The 23,401-nt window shown below is 67.3% G+C and carries 20 protein-coding genes; 13 read left to right on the top strand and 7 right to left on the bottom strand.

Annotated features, from left to right (window positions below; all coding sequences use genetic code 11):
• Positions 1 to 22: 22 nt before the first annotated feature.
• Positions 23 to 1,015, bottom strand: coding sequence for a Gfo/Idh/MocA family protein (locus AC5QAB_RS04635; RefSeq protein ID WP_329858143.1), 993 nt, complete (start codon positions 1,013 to 1,015; stop codon positions 23 to 25).
• Between the two features lie 46 nt (positions 1,016 to 1,061).
• Complete coding sequence (smeT, locus tag AC5QAB_RS04630; RefSeq protein ID WP_032961200.1) at positions 1,062 to 1,721, bottom strand: efflux transporter SmeDEF transcriptional repressor SmeT; 660 nt, start codon at positions 1,719 to 1,721, stop codon at positions 1,062 to 1,064.
• A gap of 224 nt (positions 1,722 to 1,945) precedes the next feature.
• Here smeT and smeD point away from each other — a divergent pair, with 224 nt between their 5' ends.
• From smeD to smeF, 3 genes are all read left to right on the top strand, one after another.
• On the top strand, positions 1,946 to 3,130 hold the full coding sequence (smeD, locus tag AC5QAB_RS04625; protein ID WP_075076659.1) for a multidrug efflux RND transporter periplasmic adaptor subunit SmeD: 1,185 nt from the start codon (positions 1,946 to 1,948) through the stop codon (positions 3,128 to 3,130).
• 12 nt (positions 3,131 to 3,142) lie between these two features.
• The gene (gene smeE, locus AC5QAB_RS04620) at positions 3,143 to 6,265 is read left to right on the top strand and encodes a multidrug efflux RND transporter permease subunit SmeE (RefSeq protein WP_495233188.1); all 3,123 of its coding nucleotides are present in this window, start codon (positions 3,143 to 3,145) and stop codon (positions 6,263 to 6,265) included.
• Between the two features lie 92 nt (positions 6,266 to 6,357).
• Positions 6,358 to 7,758, top strand: coding sequence for a multidrug efflux RND transporter outer membrane subunit SmeF (smeF, locus tag AC5QAB_RS04615; protein ID WP_495233187.1), 1,401 nt, complete (start codon positions 6,358 to 6,360; stop codon positions 7,756 to 7,758).
• Between the two features lie 142 nt (positions 7,759 to 7,900).
• Here the strand turns inward: smeF and AC5QAB_RS04610 are convergent, their stop codons facing one another.
• From AC5QAB_RS04610 to AC5QAB_RS04595, 4 genes are all read right to left on the bottom strand, one after another.
• Entirely contained in the window at positions 7,901 to 8,323 is a 423-nt protein-coding gene (locus tag AC5QAB_RS04610; RefSeq protein ID WP_032961193.1) for a low affinity iron permease family protein, read from the bottom strand.
• A gap of 67 nt (positions 8,324 to 8,390) precedes the next feature.
• Positions 8,391 to 8,726 carry a hypothetical protein gene (locus tag AC5QAB_RS04605; protein ID WP_005411085.1) on the bottom strand — a complete coding sequence of 112 codons (336 nt, stop codon included), beginning with the start codon at positions 8,724 to 8,726 and terminating at the stop codon, positions 8,391 to 8,393.
• A gap of 75 nt (positions 8,727 to 8,801) precedes the next feature.
• Positions 8,802 to 9,062 (bottom strand): hypothetical protein, encoded by a 261-nt coding sequence (locus AC5QAB_RS04600; protein WP_495233186.1) that lies wholly within the window; start codon positions 9,060 to 9,062, stop codon positions 8,802 to 8,804.
• A gap of 199 nt (positions 9,063 to 9,261) precedes the next feature.
• Positions 9,262 to 9,714: a nucleoside deaminase gene (locus AC5QAB_RS04595; RefSeq protein ID WP_005419409.1), complete on the bottom strand. Its 453-nt coding sequence runs from the start codon at positions 9,712 to 9,714 to the stop codon at positions 9,262 to 9,264.
• A gap of 80 nt (positions 9,715 to 9,794) precedes the next feature.
• On the opposite strand from AC5QAB_RS04595, the gene ubiE reads away from it, so the two are divergent.
• From ubiE to AC5QAB_RS04575, 4 genes are all read left to right on the top strand, one after another.
• A complete protein-coding gene (ubiE, locus tag AC5QAB_RS04590; RefSeq protein WP_005411082.1) occupies positions 9,795 to 10,556 on the top strand; it encodes a bifunctional demethylmenaquinone methyltransferase/2-methoxy-6-polyprenyl-1,4-benzoquinol methylase UbiE in 762 nt (253 codons plus the stop codon).
• 300 nt (positions 10,557 to 10,856) lie between these two features.
• Positions 10,857 to 12,785: a M1 family metallopeptidase gene (locus tag AC5QAB_RS04585; RefSeq protein WP_495233185.1), complete on the top strand. Its 1,929-nt coding sequence runs from the start codon at positions 10,857 to 10,859 to the stop codon at positions 12,783 to 12,785.
• Positions 12,786 to 12,912: 127 nt separating this feature from the next.
• Positions 12,913 to 13,644, top strand: coding sequence for a hypothetical protein (locus AC5QAB_RS04580; protein ID WP_008265071.1), 732 nt, complete (start codon positions 12,913 to 12,915; stop codon positions 13,642 to 13,644).
• A complete protein-coding gene (locus AC5QAB_RS04575) occupies positions 13,644 to 14,264 on the top strand; it encodes an HAD family hydrolase (protein ID WP_049406055.1) in 621 nt (206 codons plus the stop codon). Before AC5QAB_RS04580 ends, AC5QAB_RS04575 begins: the two co-directional genes overlap by 1 nt.
• 185 nt (positions 14,265 to 14,449) lie before the next feature.
• Here the strand turns inward: AC5QAB_RS04575 and AC5QAB_RS04570 are convergent, their stop codons facing one another.
• Entirely contained in the window at positions 14,450 to 15,388 is a 939-nt protein-coding gene (locus AC5QAB_RS04570) for a carbohydrate kinase family protein (protein WP_005411078.1), read from the bottom strand.
• A 283-nt stretch (positions 15,389 to 15,671) separates the two neighbouring features.
• Between AC5QAB_RS04570 and AC5QAB_RS04565 the strand changes: the two genes are divergently transcribed.
• From AC5QAB_RS04565 to rodA (AC5QAB_RS04540), 6 genes are all read left to right on the top strand, one after another.
• Positions 15,672 to 16,718, top strand: a complete 1,047-nt coding sequence (locus AC5QAB_RS04565) for a rod shape-determining protein (RefSeq protein ID WP_005419402.1) — start codon at positions 15,672 to 15,674, stop codon at positions 16,716 to 16,718.
• Positions 16,719 to 16,839: 121 nt separating this feature from the next.
• Positions 16,840 to 17,985, top strand: coding sequence for a rod shape-determining protein MreC (gene mreC, locus AC5QAB_RS04560; protein WP_262093035.1), 1,146 nt, complete (start codon positions 16,840 to 16,842; stop codon positions 17,983 to 17,985).
• A complete protein-coding gene (gene mreD / locus AC5QAB_RS04555; protein WP_005419400.1) occupies positions 17,982 to 18,467 on the top strand; it encodes a rod shape-determining protein MreD in 486 nt (161 codons plus the stop codon). Before mreC ends, mreD begins: the two co-directional genes overlap by 4 nt.
• Positions 18,468 to 18,470: 3 nt before the next feature.
• Entirely contained in the window at positions 18,471 to 20,546 is a 2,076-nt protein-coding gene (gene mrdA / locus AC5QAB_RS04550; RefSeq protein WP_164110165.1) for a penicillin-binding protein 2, read from the top strand.
• Positions 20,543 to 21,655 carry a rod shape-determining protein RodA gene (rodA, locus tag AC5QAB_RS04545; protein WP_014648447.1) on the top strand — a complete coding sequence of 371 codons (1,113 nt, stop codon included), beginning with the start codon at positions 20,543 to 20,545 and terminating at the stop codon, positions 21,653 to 21,655. The genes mrdA and rodA (AC5QAB_RS04545) overlap by 4 nt, the downstream gene beginning before the upstream one ends.
• 123 nt (positions 21,656 to 21,778) lie before the next feature.
• Positions 21,779 to 22,873 carry a rod shape-determining protein RodA gene (rodA, locus tag AC5QAB_RS04540; RefSeq protein ID WP_495233184.1) on the top strand — a complete coding sequence of 365 codons (1,095 nt, stop codon included), beginning with the start codon at positions 21,779 to 21,781 and terminating at the stop codon, positions 22,871 to 22,873.
• The last annotated feature ends 528 nt before the right edge of the window (positions 22,874 to 23,401 follow it).

Below are 23,401 nucleotides of genomic sequence, written 5' to 3'. Positions count from 1 at the left end.
AGGCGGCCTTTTTCCTGTGCGGTCAGTGCGATTGCCGGGTGCGGTAGTCCCGCAGCACCTGGTCGATCACTGCACTGGTGCGGGCGGCGCTGATGCCGTTCGAGGGCGAGTGCCCGTTGCCGCGCAGTTCGTCCACGAGGGAGGCGATCAACGGCTGCTGGATCGACGACGGGTTCGGGATGTCGAAGGCCTGCACGCCCGCTTCGGTTTCCAGCTCCACCGGAACGTCCTCGAAGGTGGCAAAGCGCAGCTGCCCACGGTCGCCGGTGATCTCGATCTGATCCTGGCGGCGGAACGCGCAGAAGCTCCATTGCGCGATGCCGTGCGTCCCCGTCCCGGTGCGGAAGCACATCGAGACGCTGTCCTCGGCGGCGTAGGCGCCGGTCAACGAGCTGGCCAGGCCACGCACATCGCTCAGCGGCCCCAGCAGATGGTCGAGCAGGTCCAGGGTATGCGAGCCCAGGTCGACGAACAGCCCGCCGCCGGCGATCGCGGGGTTGGTCCGCCAGAAGTCAGGCGATGCGGCATCCACTGAATGCGGCCGGTGCAGGGTGGCGCGCACGGCGCGCACTGTGCCGATCGCGCTGTCGTCCAGCAGCTGCTTCACCTGTGCGAAGCGGGGCAGGGCACGGCGGTAGTAGGCCACGAACACGGGCACGCCGCTGCGGGCGCTGGCCGCGATGATGCGCTGGCACTCGTCGTGGTCCATGGCCATCGGCTTTTCGATGTAGACCGGCTTGCCCGCAGCAATCGCCTGCAATGCGTAGTGCATGTGCGTGGAGGGCGGTGTTGCAACGTAGACCGCGTTCACCTCCGGATCGGCGATGAGTGCATCGGCGTCCGCGTACCAGCGCGGAATCGCGTGGCGGCGTGCATAGTCTTCGGCCAATGCGGCATTGCGGCGCATGACCGCCACTACCCGTGAGCCCGGCGTGTTGGCCAGGGCTGGCCCGCTCTTCTTCTCGGTGACGCTGCCACAGCCGATGAAGCCCCACGTCACGTTGTCCAGGATCATCGATCTGCCCTTGCAGGGGGTGCCGCAGTGATGGGAGCAGCCTCGTTCACGCCTCGGGCAGCGGCTCGGGGACGGTGCCGGGAACGAACACGCCATCCTTCACGTAGGCGGCCAGGGTCATGTCCAGCGCGAGCATGCCGTCGCGCTTGAGGTCCATCAGTTCCGGTTCGACCATCGCGCCGTGCAGCACGCCCAGCACGGTGGCGTGCAGCATGCGCGCGGCGATTTTCGGGTCGGCGCCTTCGCGCAGCTGGCCCAGATCGCGGGCGCGGCGCAGGGCACGCTCCATCCGGTCCAGCGCATCGCGGAATCCGGCCTGCTGCATTTCGGTCAGCACCCTGGTGTCCGCCGACGCATCGCTGCGCAGCATGATCTCCATGGTCTTACGCAGGCGCTCGTCCTCGGACAGCTCGATGAACGAGTGGATCATCACCGCGCGCAGGTCGTGCACCGGGGTGTCGCGCTGGTCGGTGGAGGTGCGCTCCAGTTCCTGCATGAAGGGCAGGTGCACGCGCTCGACGATGGCGGCCAGCACCTCGCTCTTGTTCTTGAAGTGCCAGTAGACCGCGCCACGGGTGTAGCCGGCGCGGGCACCGATCATCTCCAGCGTGGTACGGGCCACGCCGTGTTCATGGAAGCAGGCTTCGGCGGCGTCAAGGATGCCTTCCCGGGTTGCCTGGGTGTCCTCTTTGGTCTTGCGGGCCATGGGTGTGGGTACGAGTGCGGGTGAAACGTGGCTGAATTGTACCGGTTTACAAACAAACAAGCATGTATGTATATTTCGCACCCATCATTCCCGTCGTGTGCGTGGCAGGCCGGTCCGGCTCCCACTCCACCCGGGTGGGCGCGATCTGCGGGCTTTCACCGGAAGGGGAATGTCCATCGATATCAGCTCCCTCTGAGATTCCTTCCTCCAAGAGCCTTTCCGTCATGTTGCTGAGCCGAATCCGACCCTTTGCACTGTCGCTGGCAATCGCCGCGACCGTGGCTGCCTGCGGCGGCCAACCCCAGGCCCCCGAGCAGGGCCCGGGTGACGTCACCGTGGTCACGCTGAAGTCCGAGACCGTGGGCCTGACCCGCGAACTGCCGGGCCGTACCAATGCCTTCCTGGTCGCCGAAGTGCGCCCGCAGGTCAATGGCATCGTGGCCAAGCGCCTGTTTACCGAGGGCGGCATGGTCAAGGCCGGCGAGCCGCTGTACCAGCTCGACGATGCCAGCTACCGGGCCCAGGCCAACAACGCCCGCGCCCAGCTGGCCCGCGCCGAAGCCACCGCCAATGCCGCGCGCCTGAGTGCCAAGCGCATCACCGAGCTGGCCAAGGTCGATGCGGTCAGCCAGCAGGACCTGGAAAACGCCGTCGCCGCGCAGAAGCAGGCCGAGGCCGACGTCGGTGCCGCCAAGGCCTCGCTGGATGCGGCCAACGTCACCCTGGGCTACGCCCGCATCACCGCGCCGATCAGCGGCCGCATCGGCAAGTCCAGCGTCACCCAGGGTGCGCTGGTCAGCGCCGGCCAGGCCAACGCACTGGCTACCGTGCAGCAGCTGGACCCGATCTATGTCGACCTGACCCAGTCCTCGGCCGAGCTGCTGCAGTTGCGCCGCGAACTGGCCGCCGGCCGCCTGCAGGACAACCAGACCCTGCCGGTCAGCATCCTGATGGAAGACGGCAGCACCTTCGAGCACAAGGGCACGCTGGAGTTCTCCGAAGTCAGCGTCGATCCGACCACCGGCAGCTTCGGCCTGCGCGTGAAGGTGGACAACCCGGACGGCCTGCTGATGCCGGGCATGTACGTGCGTGCGGTGATCGGCGGTGGCGTGCGCAGCGATGCGGTGCTGGTGCCGATGCAGGGCATCGCCCGCGACCCGAAGGGCGACACCACCGCGATGGTGGTCGGCAAGGACAACAAGGTCGAAGTGCGCCCGGTCAAGGTCAGCCGCACGGTCGGCGACAAGTGGCTGGTCGAGGACGGCCTGAAGGCCGGTGACAAGGTCATCGTCGAAGGCCTGCAGAAGATCGGCCCCGGCATGCCGGTCAAGGCCACCGAGAAGGGCGACGCACCGGCCAGGCCGGCGGCAGCCGCCCAGCCTGCCGCCCCGGCCGGCGACGCGAAGTAAGCGGAGAACCCCATGGCACGCTTTTTCATCGATCGACCCATCTTTGCGTGGGTGATCGCCATCATCATCATGCTCGCCGGCGGCCTGGCCCTGTTCAAGCTGCCGGTCTCGATGTACCCCAACGTCGCACCGCCGGCGGTGGAAATCAGCGCCACCTACCCGGGTGCATCGGCCAAGGTGGTCGAGGACTCGGTGACGCAGATCATCGAGCAGAACATGAAGGGCCTTGATGGCCTGATCTACTTCTCCTCCAACAGCTCGTCCAACGGCCAGGCCACCATCACCCTGACCTTCGAGAGCGGCACCAACCCGGATATCGCCCAGGTGCAGGTGCAGAACAAGCTGCAGCTGGCCATGCCGCTGCTGCCGCAGGAAGTGCAGCGGCAGGGCATCAACGTGGCCAAGTCCAGTTCGGGCTTCCTGAACGTCATCGCGTTCGTGTCCGAGAACGGCAGCATGGACGCCAACGACATCGCCGACTACGTCGGTTCCAATGTCGTCGACCGCCTGAGCCGCGTGCCGGGCGTGGGCAACATCCAGGTGTTCGGTGGCAAGTACGCCATGCGCATCTGGCTGGACCCGAACAAGCTGCATACCTATGGCCTGTCGGTGCCGGAAGTGACCGCTGCGATCAAGGCGCAGAACGCCCAGGTGGCGATCGGCCAGCTCGGCGGTGCGCCGTCGGTGAAGGGCCAGCAGCTCAACGCCACCATCAACGCGCAGTCGCGCCTGCAGACCCCGGAACAGTTCCGAAACATCATCGTGCGCGGTGCGCAGGACGGTGCCGAGCTGCGCCTGGGTGATGTCGCCCGCGTCGAGCTGGGTGCCGAGTCGTACGACTTCGTCACCCGCTACAACGGCCAGCCGGCCAGTGGCCTGGCGGTCACCCTGGCCACCGGCGCCAACGCGCTGGATACCGCGGCCGGTGTGGATGCCGCGCTGGAAGACATGAAGGGCTTCTTCCCGGCCGGCCTGAAGGCCGAGATCCCGTACGACACCACCCCGTTCGTGCGCGTGTCGATCAAGGGCGTGGTGCAGACCCTGATCGAAGCGATCGTGCTGGTGTTCGTGGTGATGTACCTGTTCCTGCAGAACTTCCGCGCCACCCTGATCCCGACCATCGCCGTGCCGGTGGTGCTGCTGGGTACCTTCGGCGTGCTGGCGATGCTGGGCTTCTCGGTGAACATGCTGACCATGTTCGCGATGGTGCTGGCGATCGGCCTGCTGGTGGACGATGCCATCGTGGTGGTGGAGAACGTCGAGCGCATCATGTCCGAGGAAGGGCTGTCGCCGCTCGAAGCGACCCGCAAGTCGATGGGCCAGATCACCGGTGCGCTGGTGGGTATCGGCCTGGTGCTGTCGGCGGTGTTCGTGCCGATGGCCTTCATGAGCGGCTCCACCGGCGTGATCTATCGGCAGTTCTCGGCCACGATTGTCTCTGCGATGGCGTTGTCGGTGCTGGTGGCGATCGTGCTGACCCCGGCACTGTGCGCGACCATGCTCAAGCCGCTGAAGAAGGGTGAGCACCACGTCGCCCACCGTGGCCTGGCCGGTCGCTTCTTCAATGGCTTCAACCGTGGCTTCGACCGCACCAGCGAAAGCTACCAGCGCGGCGTGCGCGGCATCATCCACCGTCCGTGGCGCTTCATGGGCATCGTGGCGGCGCTGTTCGTGCTGATGGGCGTGCTGTTCGTGCGCCTGCCCAGCTCGTTCCTGCCCAATGAAGACCAGGGCGTGCTGATGGCGCTGGTGCAGGCGCCGGTCGGTGCCACCCAGGAACGCACGCTGGAATCGATCGCGGCACTGGAAAACCATTTCCTGCAGAACGAGAAGGATGCGGTGGACTCGGTGTTCTCCGTGCAGGGCTTCAGCTTCGCCGGCATGGGCCAGAACGCGGGCATGGCGTTCGTCAAGCTGAAGGACTGGAGCGAGCGTGACGCCGACAATGGCGTGATGCCGATCACCGGCCGTGCGATGGCGGCCCTGGGTCAGATCAAGGATGCCTTCATCTTCGCCTTCCCGCCGCCGGCCATTCCGGAGCTGGGGACCGCCTCGGGCTACACCTTCTTCCTGAAGGACAACAGCGGCCAGGGCCACGAGGCACTGGTGGCCGCGCGCAACCAGCTGCTCGGCCTGGCCGCAGGCAGCAAGAAGCTGGCCAACGTACGCCCGAACGGCCAGGAAGATACGCCGCAGTTCCGCATCGACATCGACGCGGCCAAGGCGACCTCGCTGGGGCTGTCGATCGATCAGATCAACGGCACGCTGGCCGCGGCGTGGGGCAGCTCGTACATCGATGACTTCGTCGATCGTGGTCGCGTCAAGCGTGTGTTCGTGCAGGCCGACGAGGCGTTCCGCATGGTGCCGGAGGACTTCGATCTCTGGTCCGTGAAGAACGACAAGGGTGAGATGGTGCCGTTCAGCGCCTTCGCTACCAAGCACTGGGATTACGGTTCGCCGCGCCTGGAACGCTACAACGGTGTGTCGGCAATGGAAATCCAGGGCGAACCGGCCCCGGGTGTCGCCTCCGGTGATGCCATGGCCGAGATCGAACAGCTGGCCAAGCAGCTGCCGGCGGGTTTCGGCATCGAATGGACGGCGATGTCCTACCAGGAACGCCAGGCCGGCTCGCAGACGCCGCTGCTGTATACGCTGTCGCTGATGATCGTGTTCCTGTGCCTGGCCGCGATGTATGAAAGCTGGAGCGTGCCGACCGCGGTGCTGCTGGCGGCCCCGCTGGGTATCCTCGGCGCGGTGCTGGCCAACACCTTCAAGGGCCTGGAGCGCGACATCTACTTCCAGGTGGCGATGCTGACCACGGTGGGCCTGACCAGCAAGAACGCGATCCTGATCGTCGAGTTCGCCAAGGAAAACCTGGAAAAGGGCGCCAGCCTGATCGAGTCGATCATGCACGCCGTGCGCGACCGCCTGCGCCCGATCGTGATGACCTCGCTGGCCTTCGGCATGGGCGTGGTACCGCTGGCGATCTCCACCGGTGCCGGCTCCGGCGCCAAGCAGGCGATCGGCACCGGCGTGCTCGGCGGCATGATCGTCGGCACCGTGCTCGGCGTGTTCTTCGTGCCGCTGTTCTTCGTGGTGGTGCAGCGCGTGTTCAAGCGCAGATCCACGACGTGACCTGAAACGGTCATGCCGGCCTCAGGCTGGCGTTATCGAAACGGTAGTGCCGGCCGCTGGCCGGCACTGCCTCCTGCCATCCGGCAGTACCGATGGAAGTGATCCCCATGAAAAGTGCATCCCTGTTCCTCTCCATTGCCGCCACGCTCGCGCTGGCCGGCTGCTCCACCCTGGCGCCGAAGAACACCGCCGTCGCTCCGGCGATTCCTGCGCAGTGGCCGGCCGAGGCCGCGCAGGGCGAGGTGGCCGATGTCGCCGCCGTCGGCTGGCGCGATTTCTTCACCGATGCGCGCCTGCAGCAGGTGATCGAGCAGTCGCTGCAGAACAACCGCGACCTGCGCGTGGCCGTGCTCAATGTCGAGCGCGCGCGTGGCCAGTACCGCGTGCAGCGCGCCGATCGCGTGCCCGGCGTGGCCGTGACCGGCCAGATGGACCGCCGTGGTACCGATGCCGGTGTCACCGAGCAGTTCAGCGCGGGCTTGGGTGTGGCCGAGTTCGAGCTGGACCTGTTCGGTCGCGTGCGCAACCTCAGCGAGGCGGCGCTGCAGCAGTACTTCGCCGTGGCTGCCAACCGCCGCAACGCGCAGCTGAGCCTGGTGGCCGAGACCGCCACCGCGTGGCTGACCTATGGGGCTGATGCGCAGCGGCTGAAGATCGCCGATGCCACGCTGAAGACCTACGAGGATTCGCTGCGCCTGGCCGAGGCCCGCCACGAACGCGGCGGCAGTTCGGCGCTGGAGCTGACCCAGACCCGTACCCTGGTCGAGACCGCACGCACCGATGCCGCGCGCCTGCGCGGCCAGCTGGCCCAGGACCGCAACGCACTGGCGCTGCTGGCCGGTGGCCAGCTCGATCCGGCACTGCTGCCGGACAGCATCGAACCGCAGCTGCTGGCGCTGGCCCCGCCGCCGGCCGGCCTGCCCAGCGACGTGCTGCTGCAGCGCCCGGACATCATGGCCGCCGAACACCAGCTGCTGGCCGCCAATGCCAACATCGGTGCGGCACGCGCAGCGTTCTTCCCGAGCATCTCGCTGACCGGCAGCATCGGCAGCGGCTCCAGCGAACTGTCCAACCTGTTCGACAGCGGCACCCGTGTGTGGAGCTTCCTGCCGAAGATCACCCTGCCGATCTTCCAGGGCGGCAGGCTGCGCGCCAACCTGGCCATCGCCAACGCGGATCGTGATATCGCACTGGCGCAGTACGAGAAGTCGATCCAGGTGGGATTCCGCGAAACGGCCGATGCGCTGGCGTTGAATGTCAGCCTGGATGAGCAGGTGAGTTCACAGCAGCGCCTGGTGGAAGCGGCCGAACAGGCCAATCGCCTGTCGCAGGCACGCTACGACGCGGGGCTGGACAGCTTTGTCACCCTGCTTGACGCGCGGCGTACCGCCTACAACGCGCAGCAGACCCAGCTGCAGGCGCAGCTGGCGCAGCAGGCCAACCGCATCACCCTGTACAAGGTGCTGGGCGGCGGCTGGCACGAGCGCGGGTAAGCAGTGCTTCTGGTAGGTGCCAACCTTGGTTGGCACGGATGCGTCAGCGCAGGCGGCTGGCCCTGTGCCAACCAAGGTTCGCACCTACCTGGAGATCGAGGGTAGTGCCGGCCGTTGGCCGGCATTGTCATTCGGGGGCCTGCTACACCGCTTCATCGTCGCGCCGCGCCGCATGGCAGGCGCGAACGCGCGCCAGCGCATCGCCGGCTTCGCGCGCCATCTGCTCGTACTCGGCGCGGATCTCTTCCAGGCGCGCTTCGTCCAGTTCTTCCAGATCCAACAGTTCGTTGTTGGCTTCGGCCGTCGCCCGGATCAGCTCGTCCAGCTTGATCTGCATCGCGGCAGTATCCGCGTTCTGCGTGTGCTGGATCAGGAACACCATCAGGAAGGTGATGATGGTGGTGCCGGTGTTGATCACCAGCTGCCAGGTGTCGTTGAAACCGAACACCGGGCCACTGATGCCCCAGATCACCACGATCGCTACTGCAGCCAAGAAGGTCCACGGCGAGCCGGTGGCGGCCGCGGCCTTCTTGGCGATCGTATTGAACAGGTTGCGTGCTTTCATCGTCGTCGTCCCACTCAGGTGACGAGGATGATCGGCAGTGGCCCGTGCAGGGGTTGTGCAGCGGCGGTCAGGCGCGCATGCGCTGCAGTCGTGGCGCCTGCAGGCTGCGCACCGGGCTGCTCTGGTAGACGTGCTGCCAGCAACGGTCGACGAACTCACGGGCCTGGGCTTCGCTCAGCCGCGGCATGATCTGCAGGGCGTATTGGGTCTGGAACATCTCGTCACGTTCGGCCTCGCTGGCGCGCGGCTGGGTGATCAGCGAATCACAGGCGAACTTGATCCACGGCACGTACGAGCCGAACGAGTTGTGCGGCAGTGCGCCTTCGGCATGTTGGCGGCGCCAGTGGTCAAGCTCGGCGTCAACGTTGATGACCGGAGGAATGGTGGGGACTTCAGCGTGCATGACAATCCAGTTCGGTTGAGTGGAAAGGGAGTGGGGGTTCATCCGAGTGTGGCGTATATGGCGGTGCATGCCGCGTCAGCGGGATGTGGAGCCTGCGTTGGCATGGCCGATCAACTGCGCATGTTCGACCGCACCGAGCTCTTCGGCCAGAGTGGCCATCGCATTGCACAGGCGTTCGTGGTCGAGCGGGTGGCGGCGGACCAGCTCCAGTTGCATGTGCTGATAGGCAGTCCAGAACGGCGCGCCGCGCCGGTGCAGCGCATATTGCTGCTGCAAGCGTTCGCGGATCGGATCGAGGATCGGGTCTGTCGTAGGGCGTACGGCGTGCGCGCACATGGCTGGCTCCGCCGGGGAAAGGGTGCCCCGGTGAACCCACCGTAGGCGTGTCAGCCGCGTGGGGTGTTACCGCAATGTGTGCGCGTGGCCTGGCTGACTGTGCGCGCGGTCACGCCGATGCCCGCAAAGGCCGCCGGCACAAGGGCGCACCGGCGCTGAAGCGTTCATTAAATGTGTTGCAGAGACGAGCGCGCGTGGCTCATTCGCCGATGTCCTCGTTCCAGATGTCGGGATGACGGCTGATGAAATCGCCCAGCAGGTCCACGCATTCCTGGTTGTCCAGGTCGATCACGTTGACGCCGTTTTCGCGCAGCCAGTCGATGCCGCCCTGGAAGGTGCGCGATTCGCCCACCACCACGGTGCCGATGTTGAACTGGCGCACCAGCCCCGAGCAGTACCAGCACGGGGCCAGGGTGGTGACCATGATGGTGTCCTGGTAACGGCGCTGGCGGCCGGCCTTGCGGAAGGCGTCGGTTTCCCCATGCACCGACGGGTCGCCTTCCTGCACGCGGCGGTTGTGGCCGCAGCCGAGCAGGCGGCCGTCGTTGTGGTACAGCGCCGCGCCGATCGGCACGCCGCCCTCGGCCAGGCCTTGGCGGGCTTCGGCGATGGCGGTCTGCAGCAGGGCCTGGTAGTCGGGCGTGGTGATCATGCGGGGCTCCGGTAAGTCGTGGCCCGCCATCATACGGGCAGGGGGTGCCGCTGGCCCCCGGCGGTGCGATAATCGGGGCCATGAGCGAATCCCCCTACAAAGCCGGTACCACCCATTTCGGGTTCCGCGACGTCGCCGCCAAGGACAAGCAGAAGCTGGTCGGCCAGGTGTTCACCTCGGTCGCGCGCAACTACGACCTGATGAACGACCTGATGAGCCTGGGCGTGCACCGGGCGTGGAAGCGCTACTACGTGGCCACCGCGCAGGTGAAGCCGGGCGACCGCGTGCTCGACCTGGCCGGCGGCACCGGCGACATCGCCGCCCTGTTGAAGGAGCGCGTCGGCGCCGAGGGCTCGGTGGTGCTGGGCGACATCAACGCCGGCATGCTGTCGGTCGGCCGTGACCGCCTGACCAACCGCGGCCTCGTGCTCGGCCTGGACTACGTGCAGTGCAACGCCGAAGCCCTCCCGTTCCCGGACAACAGCTTCGATCTGGTCACCATTGCCTTCGGCCTGCGCAACGTGACCGACAAGGACGCTGGCCTGCGCGAGATGTACCGCGTGCTGAAGGTGGGCGGCCAGGCCCGCGTGCTGGAATTCTCCGAAGTCACCGCGGACTGGTTCAAGCCGATCTACGACTTCCACTCGTTCAAGATCCTGCCCAAGCTGGGCAAGCTGTTCGCCAACGATTCGGACAGCTACCAGTACCTGGCCGAGAGCATCCGCAAGCACCCGCCGCAGGACGAACTGAAGGCGATGATGGGGCAGGCCGGCTTCGAGCGCTGCCACTACAAGAACCTGACCGGCGGCATCGTCTCGATCCACTCCGGCTACAAGCTGTAAGCCCTGCTCTGGTGGGTGCCAACTTGGTTGGTACTCGCCCGCTGCGGTCATCCGCTCTGGTAGGTGCCGACCTTGGTCGGCACGGGCCTGCCGCGTGCGTTGATGGATCCGTGCCAACCAAGGTGGGCACCTGCCTGTAGATGCCAACCAAGGTTGGCACCTACCGGTAGATGCCAACCTTGGTTGGCATGCGCCGGAGGTGCAGGAACGGCCCCGGCCTGCATTACCCCGCACCGCGCAACGCCTGCGCGGCCGGAGGGAGGTACCATTGGGGTTTGATCCCCGTAACGGTCCCGATTCATGCGTAATCCGCTGATGCTCCTTCCGCTGGCCGTGGCCCTGGCCGCCGGCTGCTCCCAGGAGGCGGCCGCGCCCGCCGCCGCCCCGACTGCCGCAAAGGCCCCCGCCGCCCCCGTGAACGCCGAGAACCGCAGCCACGACGAAAGCTCGTATGCCGAGCCGGACAAGGTCGTCATCAAGGACATCGCGCTGGATCTGAAGCTGGACTTCGACCAGAAGCAGATCGGCGGCACCGCCACCTACACCCTGGAATGGAAGCAGAAGGACGCCAGGCAGCTGGTGCTCGACACCCGCGAGCTGACCGTGTCCAAGGTCGAGGCCGTCGCCGCCGATGGCGCGCGCAGCCCGCTGCAGTTCGCGCTGGCCCCGGTCGACAAGGTGTTCGGCAGCAAGCTGACCATCGAGACCCCGGAACAGCCGGCCAAGGTGGAAGTGAGCTACCACACCGCACCGACCGCCTCGGGCCTGCAGTGGCTGGCGCCGTCGATGACCGAAGGCAAGAAGCTGCCCTTCATGTTCAGCCAGTCGCAGGCCATCCACGCCCGCTCCTGGGTGCCGCTGCAGGACACCCCGAGCGTGCGTTTCACCTACAGCGCGCACGTGGTCTCGCGCCCGGACGTGATGGTGCTGATGAGCGCCGACAACGATCCGAAGGCCGCGCGTGACGGTGACTACACCTTCAAGATGCCGCAGCCGATTCCGTCCTACCTGCTGGCCATCGCCGCCGGCGACCTGGTGTTCGAGCCGATCTCCGGCCGCTCCGGCGTCTGGGCCGAGCCGACCATGGTCAACAAGGCCGCCAAGGAATTCGAAGACACCGAGAAGATGATCGGTGCCGCCGAGAAGCTGTACGGCGAATACCGCTGGGGCCGCTACGACATGCTGGTGCTGCCGCCGTCGTTCCCGTTCGGCGGCATGGAGAATCCGCGCCTGACCTTCGCCACCCCGACCGTGATCGTCGGTGACAAGTCGCTGGTCTCGCTGGTCGCCCATGAACTGGCGCACAGCTGGTCGGGCAACCTGGTGACCAACGCCAGCTGGAAGGACATCTGGCTCAATGAAGGCTTCACCACCTACGTCCAGGGCCGCATCACCGAAGCCCTGTACGGCAAGGAGATGGCCGAGATGGAGAAGCAGATCGACCAGACCGACCTGCTGGCCGAAGTGAAGGACATGAGCCCGGCCGACCAGGCGCTGGCGCTGCCGCCGCTGAACGAGCGTGACCCCGACGAAGCCCTCAGCCAGGTCGCCTACGTAAAGGGTTCGTGGTTCCTGGAATTCCTGGAGCAGCGCTTCGGCCGCGAGACCTTCGATCCGTTCCTGCGCGGCTGGTTCGATGACCATGCCTTCCAGAGCGCGAACACCGACCAGTTCGTCGCGTACATGAAGAAGAACCTGCTGCCGAAGAATCCGTCGGCCGTGACCGAGGCCGAACTGAAGGCGTGGCTGGACGAGCCGGGCATTCCGGCGTTCGCGGCCAAGGCGCAGTCGCGCAACTTCAGCAGCGTCGATACCGCGCGCATTGCCTTCGCCAGCGCCGGCACCGTGCCGAGCAGCCAGGTCATCGCCGACTGGAGCACGCAGGAATGGGTGCGCTTCATCGACGGCCTGGGTGCGACCCAGCCGCTGGACAAGCTGGCCACGCTGGACAAGGCGTTCCACTTCACCGGCACCCCGAATGGCGAGATCGCCATGCGCTGGTACCCGCTGGCGATCCGCAGCGGCTACGAGCAGGCCAATGAAGGTGCTGCCGCGTTCATCGAGCGCGTCGGCCGTCGCAAGCTGATCCTGCCGATCTACGCCGAACTGGTGAAGACCCCGAAGGGGCTGGAGCTGGCCAAGCAGGCCTTTGAAAAGGCCAAGCCGGGCTACCACCCGATCACCACGGCCTCGGTCCAGGACATGCTGGCCAAGGCTGAAGCCAAGTAACCGGTGGTGCCGGCCGCTGGCCGGCAACCGGTCACTGCTTCACCAGCTACGGCGGGGAAACCCGCCGTTGCTGTATCCGCTTTTCGCTGCCGATAGAATCGGGATGCACTCGCATAGGACCTCCGCCATGAAACGACTGATCCTGCTCACCGCCTGCACCCTGGCCCTGGCCGCCTGCAGCAACCCCGAGGAAGAGCGCAAGGCGCAGGAAGCCGCCGCGGCCGCCGTGCAGGCGCAGAAGGAAGCCAAGGCCGAGGACGTGGCCAAGCAGTACGACATGGCCGTGGCCGCGCAGGACTGGGAACGCGCGCGCCTGCATGGCGCCTCGCTGCTGGACCAGTACAAGGACACCGCCGCCGCCGAGCGCATCGCCGCGGGCTTCGACGAGGTCAAGGCCAAGGGCGATGCCGCGCGCGACCTGCGCCGCATGCAGGCGCTGTGGCAGTACAACCAGATCCCGGTGGGCAACAAGGGCAACCAGGTTTCGGCGCAGATCTACAGCAAGGAACGGGTGGACGTGGATGGCAGCGGCGCCAAGCCGGTGCAGCTGGTGTTCCGCGATCACCCGGAGTGGAAGCGGCACGCTTACCTGGTGCTGCAGGCCGGCGATTTCCGCTGCCCGCAGTGCACGGTGAAGGTGACCGTGGACGATGGCAAGCCGGTGTCGATGGCGGCCTGGCGCCCGAAGACCGATGAAGCCATCGCCCTGTTCATCACCGACCAGAAGGCGTTGTGGAAGCTGGCGCGCAAGGGCAAGTCGATCAGCATCGAGTTCCCGGTCAAGGCTGGCGGCACGCGTACGGCCGTGTTCGAGACCGGCGGTGTCGACGCCAGTCGCATGCCGCAGTGGTGGCAGTGATGATCGCGACGGGCAGCGCAGTGCACGCGTTGTCCGCGATCCGGCACTGGGTCTTCGACATGGATGGCACGCTGACCGTCGCCGTGCATGATTTCGCCGCGATCCGCCGTGCGCTGCAGATCGCGGCCGAGGAGGACATCCTGGACCATATCGCAGCGTTGCCGGATGCGCCGGCGCAGGCCAAGCGTGAGTGGCTGCTGGATCACGAACGTGTGCTGGCCGAGGAGGCGCTGCCGGCGCCGGGTGCGGTGACGCTGCTGCGTGCGCTGGCAGCCGACGGTTGCCGGCTGGGCATCCTGACCCGCAACGATCATGCGCTGGCGAAGCTGACGCTCGACGCGATCGGGGTCGGGGAACTGTTCGATGATGCCGACATCGTCGGCCGTGATGAAGCGGTGCCCAAGCCCTCGCCGGATGGCCTGCAGCAGCACCTGCGGCGCTGGGGCATTGCAGCGAGGGAGGCGGTGATGGTCGGCGACCACGCCTACGACCTGGAGTGCGGCCGCGCCGCGGGCGCCCATACCGTGCTGGTCAACCTGCCGGAAAACCCGTGGCCCGGCCGTGCCGACTGGCATTTCGCCGATTGCCGCGCGCTGTTGGCGGCCTGGCAGGCCGCATGACCGTGTAGAGCCGAGCCCACGCTCGGCTGCTCTGCGGTCAGATCGCGCAGGCGCGCGCAAGCCGAGCATGGGCTCGGCTCTACAGAGCAGGCAACGTGTCGGTCGGAAGTTCCGGTAGTGCCGGCCGCCGGCCGGCAGTGTCGACCCAGGTCGACACCCACCGAGCGATGCGCGGGCAGTTCGGTTTACGCGCCCAGCGCGTAACCGAACTGCTGCTTGAACTGCTCGTTGAACTCGTCGAAGGTGAAGCGCTGGTTCTGCGTGCCTGGGTGCTCGACCTTCAGTGCGCCCATCAGGTTGCCCATGCGGCCGATGGTCAGCCAGTCGTAGCCCTTCTGGATGCCGTAGATCAGGCCGGCGCGGAAGGCGTCGCCACAGCCGGTCGGGTCGACCACGCGGCGCTCGTGCGCCGGCGGGATGTCGTAGCTCTTTTCCGGGGTGTGGATGACCGCGCCCTTCGGGCCGCGGGTGGTGATGTAGGCCTTGACCCGGCTGACGATCTCCTTTTCGTCCCAGCCGGTGCGCTCCTGCAGCAGGTTCGACTCGTAGTCGTTGACCACCACGTAGTCGGCCTGGTCGATGAAGGCGCGCAGTTCCGGGCCGTTGAACAGCGGCATGGCCTGGCCCGGGTCGAAGATGAACGGGATGCCGTCCTCGTGGAATTCCTGCGCGTTCTGGATCATGCCTTCGCGGCCGTCCGGGCCGACCAGGCCCAGGGTCACGCCCGGCACGCCGCGCACATGGTTCTCGTAGGAACGCATCATCGCGCCCGGGTGGAAGGCGGTGATCTGGTTGTTGTCGTGGTCGGTGGTGATGAACGCCTGCGGGGTGAACAGCTCATCGATCACGCGCACGCGCGACAGGTCGATGCCCAGGCCTTCGAAATACTCGCGGTACGGGCCGAAGTCCGAACCCACGGTGCCCATCGGGATCGGCTGGCCGCCCAGCAGGTGCAGGTTGTAGGCGATGTTGCCGGCGCAGCCGCCGAACTCGCGGCGCATGCGCGGCACCAGGAAGGACACGTTCAGGATGTGCACCTTGTCCGGCAGGATGTGATTCTTGAACTGGTCCGGAAACACCATGATGGTGTCGAAGGCAAGAGAACCACAGATCAGAGCGGACATCGATGTAAGCCTATGCGGTGAATTTTGGGGTGGGCCAGCCCGGTTCAGCGGGCAAGCAAACGGCGCCCTTGGGCGCCCGACGGCGCAAAGGTTACCCGCTGGTGCCGCTCAGGGCCAGAACCGGGTGATGCCCGATCAGGCCGAAAGCCTGTGAAGACGCGGGTTCAGCTAGTTTTTTCCTTGCTCGGCGGCAGGCGGGTTGCTAGGCTTGTCGGCCTCGATTTCTGCCCATTTTTTCGCCATCCCGCGGCGGGCACGACACCCCTCAGGACTCCTTCCTCAGATGTTCAAGAAACTCCGTGGCATGTTCTCCAACGACCTGTCCATCGACCTGGGCACGGCCAACACCCTCATCTACGTGCGCGGGCAGGGGATCGTGCTGAACGAGCCGTCGGTCGTGGCCGTGCGCCAGGACCGTGCCATCGGTGGCACCCGCTCGGTGGCAGCCGTGGGCGCCGAAGCCAAGCAGATGCTGGGCCGTACCCCGGGTCACATCACCACCATCCGCCCGATGAAGGACGGCGTCATCGCCGACTTCACCTACACCGAGGCGATGCTCAAGCACTTCATCAAGAAGGTGCACAAATCGCGCGTGCTGCGCCCGAGCCCGCGCGTGCTGGTCTGCGTGCCGGCCGGCTCGACCCAGGTCGAGCGCCGCGCGATCAAGGAATCGGCCGAGGAAGCCGGTGCCCGTGACGTGTTCCTGATCGAAGAACCGATGGCGGCCGCGATCGGCGCCGGCATGCCGGTCACCGAGGCCCGTGGCTCGATGGTCATCGACATCGGCGGCGGCACCACCGAAGTGGCGGTGATCTCGCTCAACGGCATCGTCTATTCGGCCTCGGTCCGCATCGGCGGCGACCGCTTCGACGAGTCGATCACCAACTACGTGCGCCGCAACCACGGCATGCTGATCGGTGAAGCCACCGCCGAGCGCATCAAGGTCGAGCTGGGCTGCGCCTACCCGCAGGCGGAAGTGATCGAGATGGAAATCTCCGGCCGCAACCTCGCCGAGGGCGTGCCGAAGATGATCAAGATCAGCTCCAACGAGGTGCTCGAGGCCCTGCACGAGCCGCTGTCGGGCATCGTCAGCGCGGTCAAGCTGGCGCTGGAGCAGACCCCGCCGGAACTGTGCGCCGACGTCGCTGAGCGCGGCATCGTGCTGACCGGTGGTGGCGCCCTGCTGCGCGACCTGGACCGCCTGATCTCCGAGGAAACCGGCCTGCACGTGCAGGTGGCCGACGATCCGCTGACCTGCGTGGCCCGCGGTGGCGGCCGTGCGCTGGAGCTGGTGGACATGCACGGCAACGAGTTCTTTGCGCCGGAATAAGCCGTCCCGGCCGTTCCTGCCCGCCGCGCCCTTCCGGGGTGCGGCCCGCCGTGATGGCGGGCCGGCACCGGCGGGGCGCCCGCGTGTTTCCCTTTCGCCTTCTGCCAGTTGAATCGTTGCCGTGCCGCCCTACGCCGGTCCTCCCGTTGCCTCCCGATCCGGTGATGCCGCCAGCCCCTTGCGGTTGCTGGCCTATCTCGCATTGGCCATCACCCTGATCGTGCTCGACGACCAGGCCGGCTGGCTGGCGCGCCTGCGCGAGCAGGCCAACAGCCTGGTGCAGCCGGTGTGGGCGCTGGCCGGCCTGCCCGGCAAGCTCGGCAACCAGGTCAAGGATTCCGCCGCCAGCCATACCCAGCTGGTGACCGAGAATCGCGAACTGCGCAACCAGCTGCTGCTGGCCAACGCGCGCCTGACCCGCCTGCAGACCGCCGCGCTGGACAATGCCCAGCTGCGCGAACTGCTGAACGTGGCCGAGCGCAGCGGCCTGGACGTGCAGCTGGCGCCGATCCTGGACATCGACCTGGACCCGGTGAAGCAGCGCTTGGTGCTCGACGCCGGCACCCGGGAAGGCGTGCACGTCGGCCAGGCGGTGATCGATGCCGGCGGCTTGATGGGGCAGGTGATCAGTGTCACCGGCGGCACTTCCACCGTGCTGCTGCTGACCGACCCCGACCACGCGGTGCCCGTTACCGTGGCCCGCAACGGCGTGCGCCTGATCGTCTACGGCCGCGGCGATACGCTGGAGCTGCGCGACATTCCGCTCAGCGCGGGCGTGGAAGTGGGCGATGAGATCGTTACCTCCGGCCTCGGCGGGCGTTTCCCGGCCGGCTTCCCGGTCGGCACCATCACCGGCCTGCGCCCGGACGACACCCACGCCTTCCTGGTCGGCGAACTGAAGCCGGCGGCCCAGCTCGACCGCGGCCGCGACGTGCTGCTGCTGCGCCCGGGCGCGGCGATCCGCATTCCGCCGGAACTGCGCCTGCAGCTGGAAGAAACCGCCCCGGGGGGGCCGGCCACCGGCGCCAGCGTGCCTGCGGGAGCCGCGCCAGCGGCAACGACGCCGGCTCCGGCCAGCTCCCCGGTAGTGCCGGCCGCTGGCCGGCAACAGCCCTCGTCGCAAACGAGGACTGTTGCCCCCGCATCCTCCCTTACCCCCGCGCCTTCGGCGCGCCCCCCTCAACAAGAGGGGGGCTCCACCCCAGCCGGGTCCACGGTAGTGCCGGCCGCTGGCCGGCAACCGACCACGCCGGAGGCCCAGCGATGAGCCGCCTGCGCGACAACCCGTGGGTGCTGCCGGCCAGCCTGGTGGTGGCGCTGCTGCTGGGCCTGCTGCCGTTGCCGGCGCTGCTGCAGCCGCTGCGCCCGTACTGGCTGGCGCTGGTGCTGGCGTACTGGGTCATCGAAGCCCCCGAACGCGTCGGCCTGGGCATCGCCTTCGCCAGCGGCGTGGTTGCCGACCTGCTGTACGGCGGCGTGCTGGGCGAACAGGCGCTGCGGCTGGTGATGCTGGCCTTCATCCTGCAGCGCTTCCGCGCCCGCATCCGCTTCTTCCCGATGTCCCAGCAGATGCTGGCCATCGGCGGCCTGCTGTTCAACGACCGCATCGTCAGCGCGCTGGTCCACATCGTGGTGGATGAGCCGACCCTGCCGTGGTCGTACTGGTGGGCACCGCTGCTGGGCATGGGCCTGTGGCCGCTGGTGTTCGTGCTGCTGGACGCGGTGCGCTTCGGCAAGCGCGGGCGCTGAGCCATGATCCCGCGCCGCCAGGTCAAGAACCCGCACGCCGAAGCCGAACAGTTCCGCCGCCGCGCGGCGCTGGGCTTCCTGGGCGTGCTGGTCTGCCTGCTGGGCCTGGGCGGCTGGTACTTCAAGCTGCAGGTGCTGGACCACGACGTCTATGCCACGCGCTCGGAAGCCAACCGCATCAAGCCGCGGCCGGTGGTGCCCGGGCGCGGCATGATCTACGACCGCAATGGCCGCCTGCTGGCCGAGAACGTGCCGGCGTTCCGCCTGGACGTGACCCCGGACAAGGTCAAGGACATGGACGCCACCCTGGAAGGGCTGGCGAAGATCATCAACATCAGCCCGGAAGAGCTGGAAGCGTTCAACAAGTCGCGCAAGGCGCGCCGCAAGTTCCTGCCGGTCACGCTGAAGCTGCGCATGAGCGACGAGGAGATGGCGCGCTTCGCGGTCGACCGCTGGCGCTTCCCCGGCGTCGAGCTGGAGCCCTACCTGACCCGCCGCTATCCCTACGGCGATCTGTTCGCGCACATCATCGGCTACGTCGGCCGCGTTGATGACAAGGATCTGGAGATCCTCGGCGAAGGCAATGCCGCGCTGACCCACATCGGCAAGTCCGGCCTGGAGCGTTACTACGAGCAGCAGCTGCGCGGCAAGGTCGGCTACGAGCAGGTCGAGACCAACGTGCAGGGGCGCGCGATCCGCACCATCGGCCGCGTCGCCGCGCAGTCCGGCGCCGACCTGCGGCTGTCGATCGACGCCGACCTGCAGCGCGCCATGGTGGCCGCCTTCGGCGACCAGGAAGGCTCGGCGGTGGCGATGGACCCGCGCACCGGCGAAGTGCTGGCGATGGTCAGCCTGCCGTCCTACGACCCCAACCTGTTCGTCAACGGCATCTCGCATGCCGACTTCAAGGCGCTGAACGAAAACCCGTCGCGGCCGCAGTTCAACCGCCTGGTGCTCGGTGGCGTCGCCCCCGGTTCCACGTTGAAGCCGCTGATCGGCCTGGCCGGCCTGGATTCGGGCGTTCGACGCCCGGAAGACAAGGTGCTGTCCACCGGCATGTTCTATCTGCCGGGCACCTCGCGCGGCTGGGGTGACGCCCACCGTGGCGGCCATGGCTGGACCGACCTGCGCAAGTCCATCGCCGAATCGGTCAACACCTACTACTACAAGCTGGCGCTGGACCTGGGCATCGAGCGCTTCGACCATTACATGGAGTACTACGGCTTCGGCCAGCCGACCGGTATCGACCTCACCGGCGAAATCGGCGGCATCCTGCCGTCGCCGGCCTACAAGCGGAAGACCCGCAAGGAAGCCTGGTACCCCGGCGATACGGTCAACATCAGCATCGGCCAGGGCGACTGGAAGGTCACCCCGCTGCAGTTGGCGCGCGGCGTCAGCGCGCTGGCCGACGGGCAGCTGCGCACCCCGCACCTGGTGATCCAGCAGCGCGACGGCTTCGACAGCGACTGGACCGCGACGCCGCCCGGCGAGAGCAAGCCGGTCAGCCCCAACCCCAACAACGTGCAGGCGGTGCGCGAGGGCATGATGGCGACCATGCGGCCGGGCGGCAGCGGCTGGCGCGTGGCGGTCGGTGCGCCGTACGTGATGGCCGGCAAGACCGGTACCGCGCAGGTCATCAGCCGCAAGGGCACCGCAGCGGTGAACCCGAAGAGCCTGCCGATGCACCTGCGCCACCGCGCGCTGTTCGTCGGCTTCGCGCCGGTCGAAAACCCGGTGATCGCGATCGCGGTGGCAGTGGAAGGCGGTGGCTATGGTGGTTCGGCTGCTGCGCCGATCGCCCGCAAGGTGTTCGATGCCTACCTGCTGGGCAAGATGCCCGAGGGCATGCAGCCGCTGGACAGCGAGCGCGGCACCACCGCCATCGGCGCCACCGCGTTCGACAACGAAGATGCCGGCGCGCGCCAGGCTGGCGACCTCGCCGCGGCGCAGCTGGGTGAACATCCGGTGCTGGTCGGCGTGCCGGCGCCGGAACCTGTACCCGCACCGCAGCCGGGTACGCCGGCCGCCGCCGTGTTGCCCGCCACGCCACGCCCGACCGTCGCGGAGCCCGTACGATGAGAGTGTTCCTGCGCTGGGCCGGCGACATGCTGCGCCGCTTCTTCAGCACGCTTGACTGGGTGCTGTGCCTGGCCCTGGGGACGCTGATGGTGATCGGCCTGGCCACCCTGAAGAGCGCCGGTGGCGACAGCCTGGTGATGGCCCAGGGCGCGCGCTTCGCCGTGGGCATGGCCGCGCTGTGGGGCATCTCGCGGGTGCCGATCCTGCGCATCCGCTCGGCTACGCCGATGATCTACGCGATCTCGATGATCCCGTTGCTGGCGGTGTTCGTGCTGGGCACCGGCAAGTACGGCCGGCAGTGGCTGGACCTGAAGTTCTTCTACCTGCAGCCGGCCGAGCTGCTGAAGGTCAGCCTGCCGATGATGGTGGCCTGGTACCTGCACAAGATGCCGCTGCCGCCGCGCTTCAACACCGTGCTCGTGGCCCTGGTCATCATCGGCGTGCCCACTGGCCTGGTGATGCTGCAGCCGGACTTCGGTACTGGTGTGCTGATCGCCGCCAGTGGCGTGTTCGTGCTGTTGTTGGCCGGCCTGCCGTGGTGGTGGGTTGGCCTGGGTGTGGGTGGCGTGGCCGCGGTCGCGCCGGTGGCCTGGTTCTGGTTGCTGCGGCCGTACCAGAAGGACCGCATCATGATGTTCCTGGACCCGGAGATGGATGCGCTGGGGGCCGGGTGGAACATCATCCAGTCGAAGATCGCGATCGGTTCCGGCGGCTTCGATGGCAAGGGCTGGGGCGAGGGCTCGCAGTCGCACCTGAACTTCATTCCCGAACAGACCACCGACTTCGCGTTCTCGGTGCTGAGCGAGGAGTTCGGCTGGATCGGCGTGGCCACCGTGCTGGCGCTGTACCTGGTGGTGATCGGGCGCTGCCTGTGGATCGCCAGCCAGTCGCGCGATTCGTATTCGCGCCTGCTGGCCGGCGCCACCGGCCTGGCGTTCTTCGTCTATGTGCTGGTGAACGGCGGGATGATTTCCGGCCTGCTGCCGGTGGTGGGCGTGCCGATGCCGCTGATCAGCTACGGCGGCACCTCGGCGGTGTCACTGCTGGCCGGCTTCGGATTGGTGATGGCGGTGCGCAGTCACAACCCGGTGCACGGCGGCTACGGCTGAGTACGGCGTCGGGGTCAGATCCCTTTTTCCACAGGGAAAAGGGATCTGACCCCACAGCCCGGCTACGGAGATCAGAAGCACCCTGACAGCTTCACGCAAGCGCCCGTTGCTAGCGTGCTGTGCGTGGAATGGAAACGACTGTTTGGCGGCTGCCGTGAGGCAGTGCGCACGATCGATCTGCCGTTGCTGGTCGCATTGCTGATCCTGATGGGCGCGGGCCTGGCGGTGCTGCACAGTGTGTCCGGGCCGGTGGCCGGGCAGGCGGCGCGCTTTGCGGGTGGACTGCTGGCGATGTGGCTGCTGTCACGTGTTTCGCTGCTGCGCCTGCGCGCGTGGACACCAGCGTTGTACGCGCTGTCGATGCTGCCGCTGATGGCGGTGTATGTGATCGGCACCGGCAAATATGGGCAGCGCTGGCTCAACCTCGGCGTGTTCTACCTGCAACCGTCGGAGCTGCTCAAGCTCAGCCTGCCGTTGATGATGGCCTGGTACCTGCACCGGCAACCGCTGCCGCCGTCGCCGCGCACGGTACTGACCGCCGCGGTGCTGATCGGCGCGCCGGCGGTGTTGATCCTGATGCAGCCCAACCTCGGCACCGCCACGCTGGTCACCGCCAGCGGCGTGTTCGCGTTGTTGCTGGCGGGCCTGCACTGGGGCTGGGTGGCGACCGGCGCGGCGGGGCTGGCAGTGGCCGCGCCGCTGGCGTGGTTCGGTCTGCTGCGTCAGTACCAGAAGGATCGTGTGTTGACCTTCCTCGACCCGGCGGCCGACCCCCTGGGCACCGGCTGGAACATCCTGCAGTCACGCATCGCGATCGGCTCCGGGGGATGGCAGGGACGCGGCTGGGGGCAGGGCACCCAGGCCACGCTGGATTTCCTCCCCGAATACACCACCGACTTCGCGTTTTCGGTGCTGGCCGAAGAGTTCGGCTGGATCGGCGTGGCGACGCTGTTCGCGCTGTACCTGTTCGTGGTCGGGCGTTGCCTGTGGATTGCCGTGCACGCGCGCGACACGCATGCACGGTTGCTGGCCGGCAGCCTGGGGCTGGCGTTCTTCGTCTACGTGCTGGTGAACGGCGGAATGATTTCCGGCCTGCTGCCGGTGGTGGGCATTCCGATGCCGCTGATCAGCTACGGCGGGACATCGGCGGATTCGCTGTTGGCCGGCATCGGGTTGGTGATGGCGGTACGCGGGCACCGGCCCGTGCACGGGGGATAGGGTTTCCAGCCAACGGCGCAGCCCCTCGTGGGTGGTGTCTGGGTGGCTGCGGAAAGCAGAAGCCGCGGGTGGGCCGGTCGGGTTGGGTACGCGGGGGACGCCGTGAATCCGTCCCTGGAGGCTTGGCAGCCGCATCCATGCGGCTGACACCCCCGCGTACCCAACCCGACCGGCTTCTGACAGATTTCGGAGGTCTGCCACCCACGGAGAAGAAAAAGAAGATCAAAAGCGGATCGCGACGCTGCGCTTGCTCGTGAGCCGAGCATGGCTCGGCTCTACACACGGCAATGAAGCGACCCGCCAGGCCGCCTTTGCTTTTGATCTTCTCTTTACTTCGCCGTGGGTAGACGCGCACGGAACCTGTCCGTGGCCGGGTAGAGGGGCTGCGCAGGGGCGTGAGCCGCATGGATGCGGCGACCGAGCTTGCATGGACGTACTTGCAGCGGCCCCTGCGCAGCCCGTCTACCCGGCCCCACCCATGAACTGCTTTTCGCGGCCACCCACGAGGGGCTGCGCCGTTGGCTGGAA

The sequence above is a fragment of the Stenotrophomonas sp. YJH_SMC_127 genome (assembly GCF_059372445.1).
Note: the sequence above shows the minus strand (reverse complement) of the source record. Positions and strands in the feature narration are given on the sequence as shown.

Coding starts and splice junctions, on each gene's coding strand:
- smeF (WP_495233187.1), top strand. CDS start 6,358: ATGGAAGTGATCCCCATGAAAAGTGCATCCCTGTTCCTCTCCATTGCC.
- AC5QAB_RS04585 (WP_495233185.1), top strand. CDS start 10,857: ATGCGTAATCCGCTGATGCTCCTTCCGCTGGCCGTGGCCCTGGCCGCC.
- smeT (WP_032961200.1), bottom strand. CDS start 1,721: ATGGCCCGCAAGACCAAAGAGGACACCCAGGCAACCCGGGAAGGCATC.
- AC5QAB_RS04570 (WP_005411078.1), bottom strand. CDS start 15,388: ATGTCCGCTCTGATCTGTGGTTCTCTTGCCTTCGACACCATCATGGTG.
- smeE (WP_495233188.1), top strand. CDS start 3,143: ATGGCACGCTTTTTCATCGATCGACCCATCTTTGCGTGGGTGATCGCC.
- AC5QAB_RS04575 (WP_049406055.1), top strand. CDS start 13,644: ATGATCGCGACGGGCAGCGCAGTGCACGCGTTGTCCGCGATCCGGCAC.
- smeD (WP_075076659.1), top strand. CDS start 1,946: ATGTTGCTGAGCCGAATCCGACCCTTTGCACTGTCGCTGGCAATCGCC.
- AC5QAB_RS04580 (WP_008265071.1), top strand. CDS start 12,913: ATGAAACGACTGATCCTGCTCACCGCCTGCACCCTGGCCCTGGCCGCC.
- AC5QAB_RS04565 (WP_005419402.1), top strand. CDS start 15,672: ATGTTCAAGAAACTCCGTGGCATGTTCTCCAACGACCTGTCCATCGAC.
- AC5QAB_RS04610 (WP_032961193.1), bottom strand. CDS start 8,323: ATGAAAGCACGCAACCTGTTCAATACGATCGCCAAGAAGGCCGCGGCC.
- mreD (WP_005419400.1), top strand. CDS start 17,982: ATGAGCCGCCTGCGCGACAACCCGTGGGTGCTGCCGGCCAGCCTGGTG.
- AC5QAB_RS04600 (WP_495233186.1), bottom strand. CDS start 9,062: ATGTGCGCGCACGCCGTACGCCCTACGACAGACCCGATCCTCGATCCG.
- AC5QAB_RS04595 (WP_005419409.1), bottom strand. CDS start 9,714: ATGATCACCACGCCCGACTACCAGGCCCTGCTGCAGACCGCCATCGCC.
- rodA (WP_014648447.1), top strand. CDS start 20,543: ATGAGAGTGTTCCTGCGCTGGGCCGGCGACATGCTGCGCCGCTTCTTC.
- ubiE (WP_005411082.1), top strand. CDS start 9,795: ATGAGCGAATCCCCCTACAAAGCCGGTACCACCCATTTCGGGTTCCGC.
- AC5QAB_RS04605 (WP_005411085.1), bottom strand. CDS start 8,726: ATGCACGCTGAAGTCCCCACCATTCCTCCGGTCATCAACGTTGACGCC.
- mrdA (WP_164110165.1), top strand. CDS start 18,471: ATGATCCCGCGCCGCCAGGTCAAGAACCCGCACGCCGAAGCCGAACAG.
- AC5QAB_RS04635 (WP_329858143.1), bottom strand. CDS start 1,015: ATGATCCTGGACAACGTGACGTGGGGCTTCATCGGCTGTGGCAGCGTC.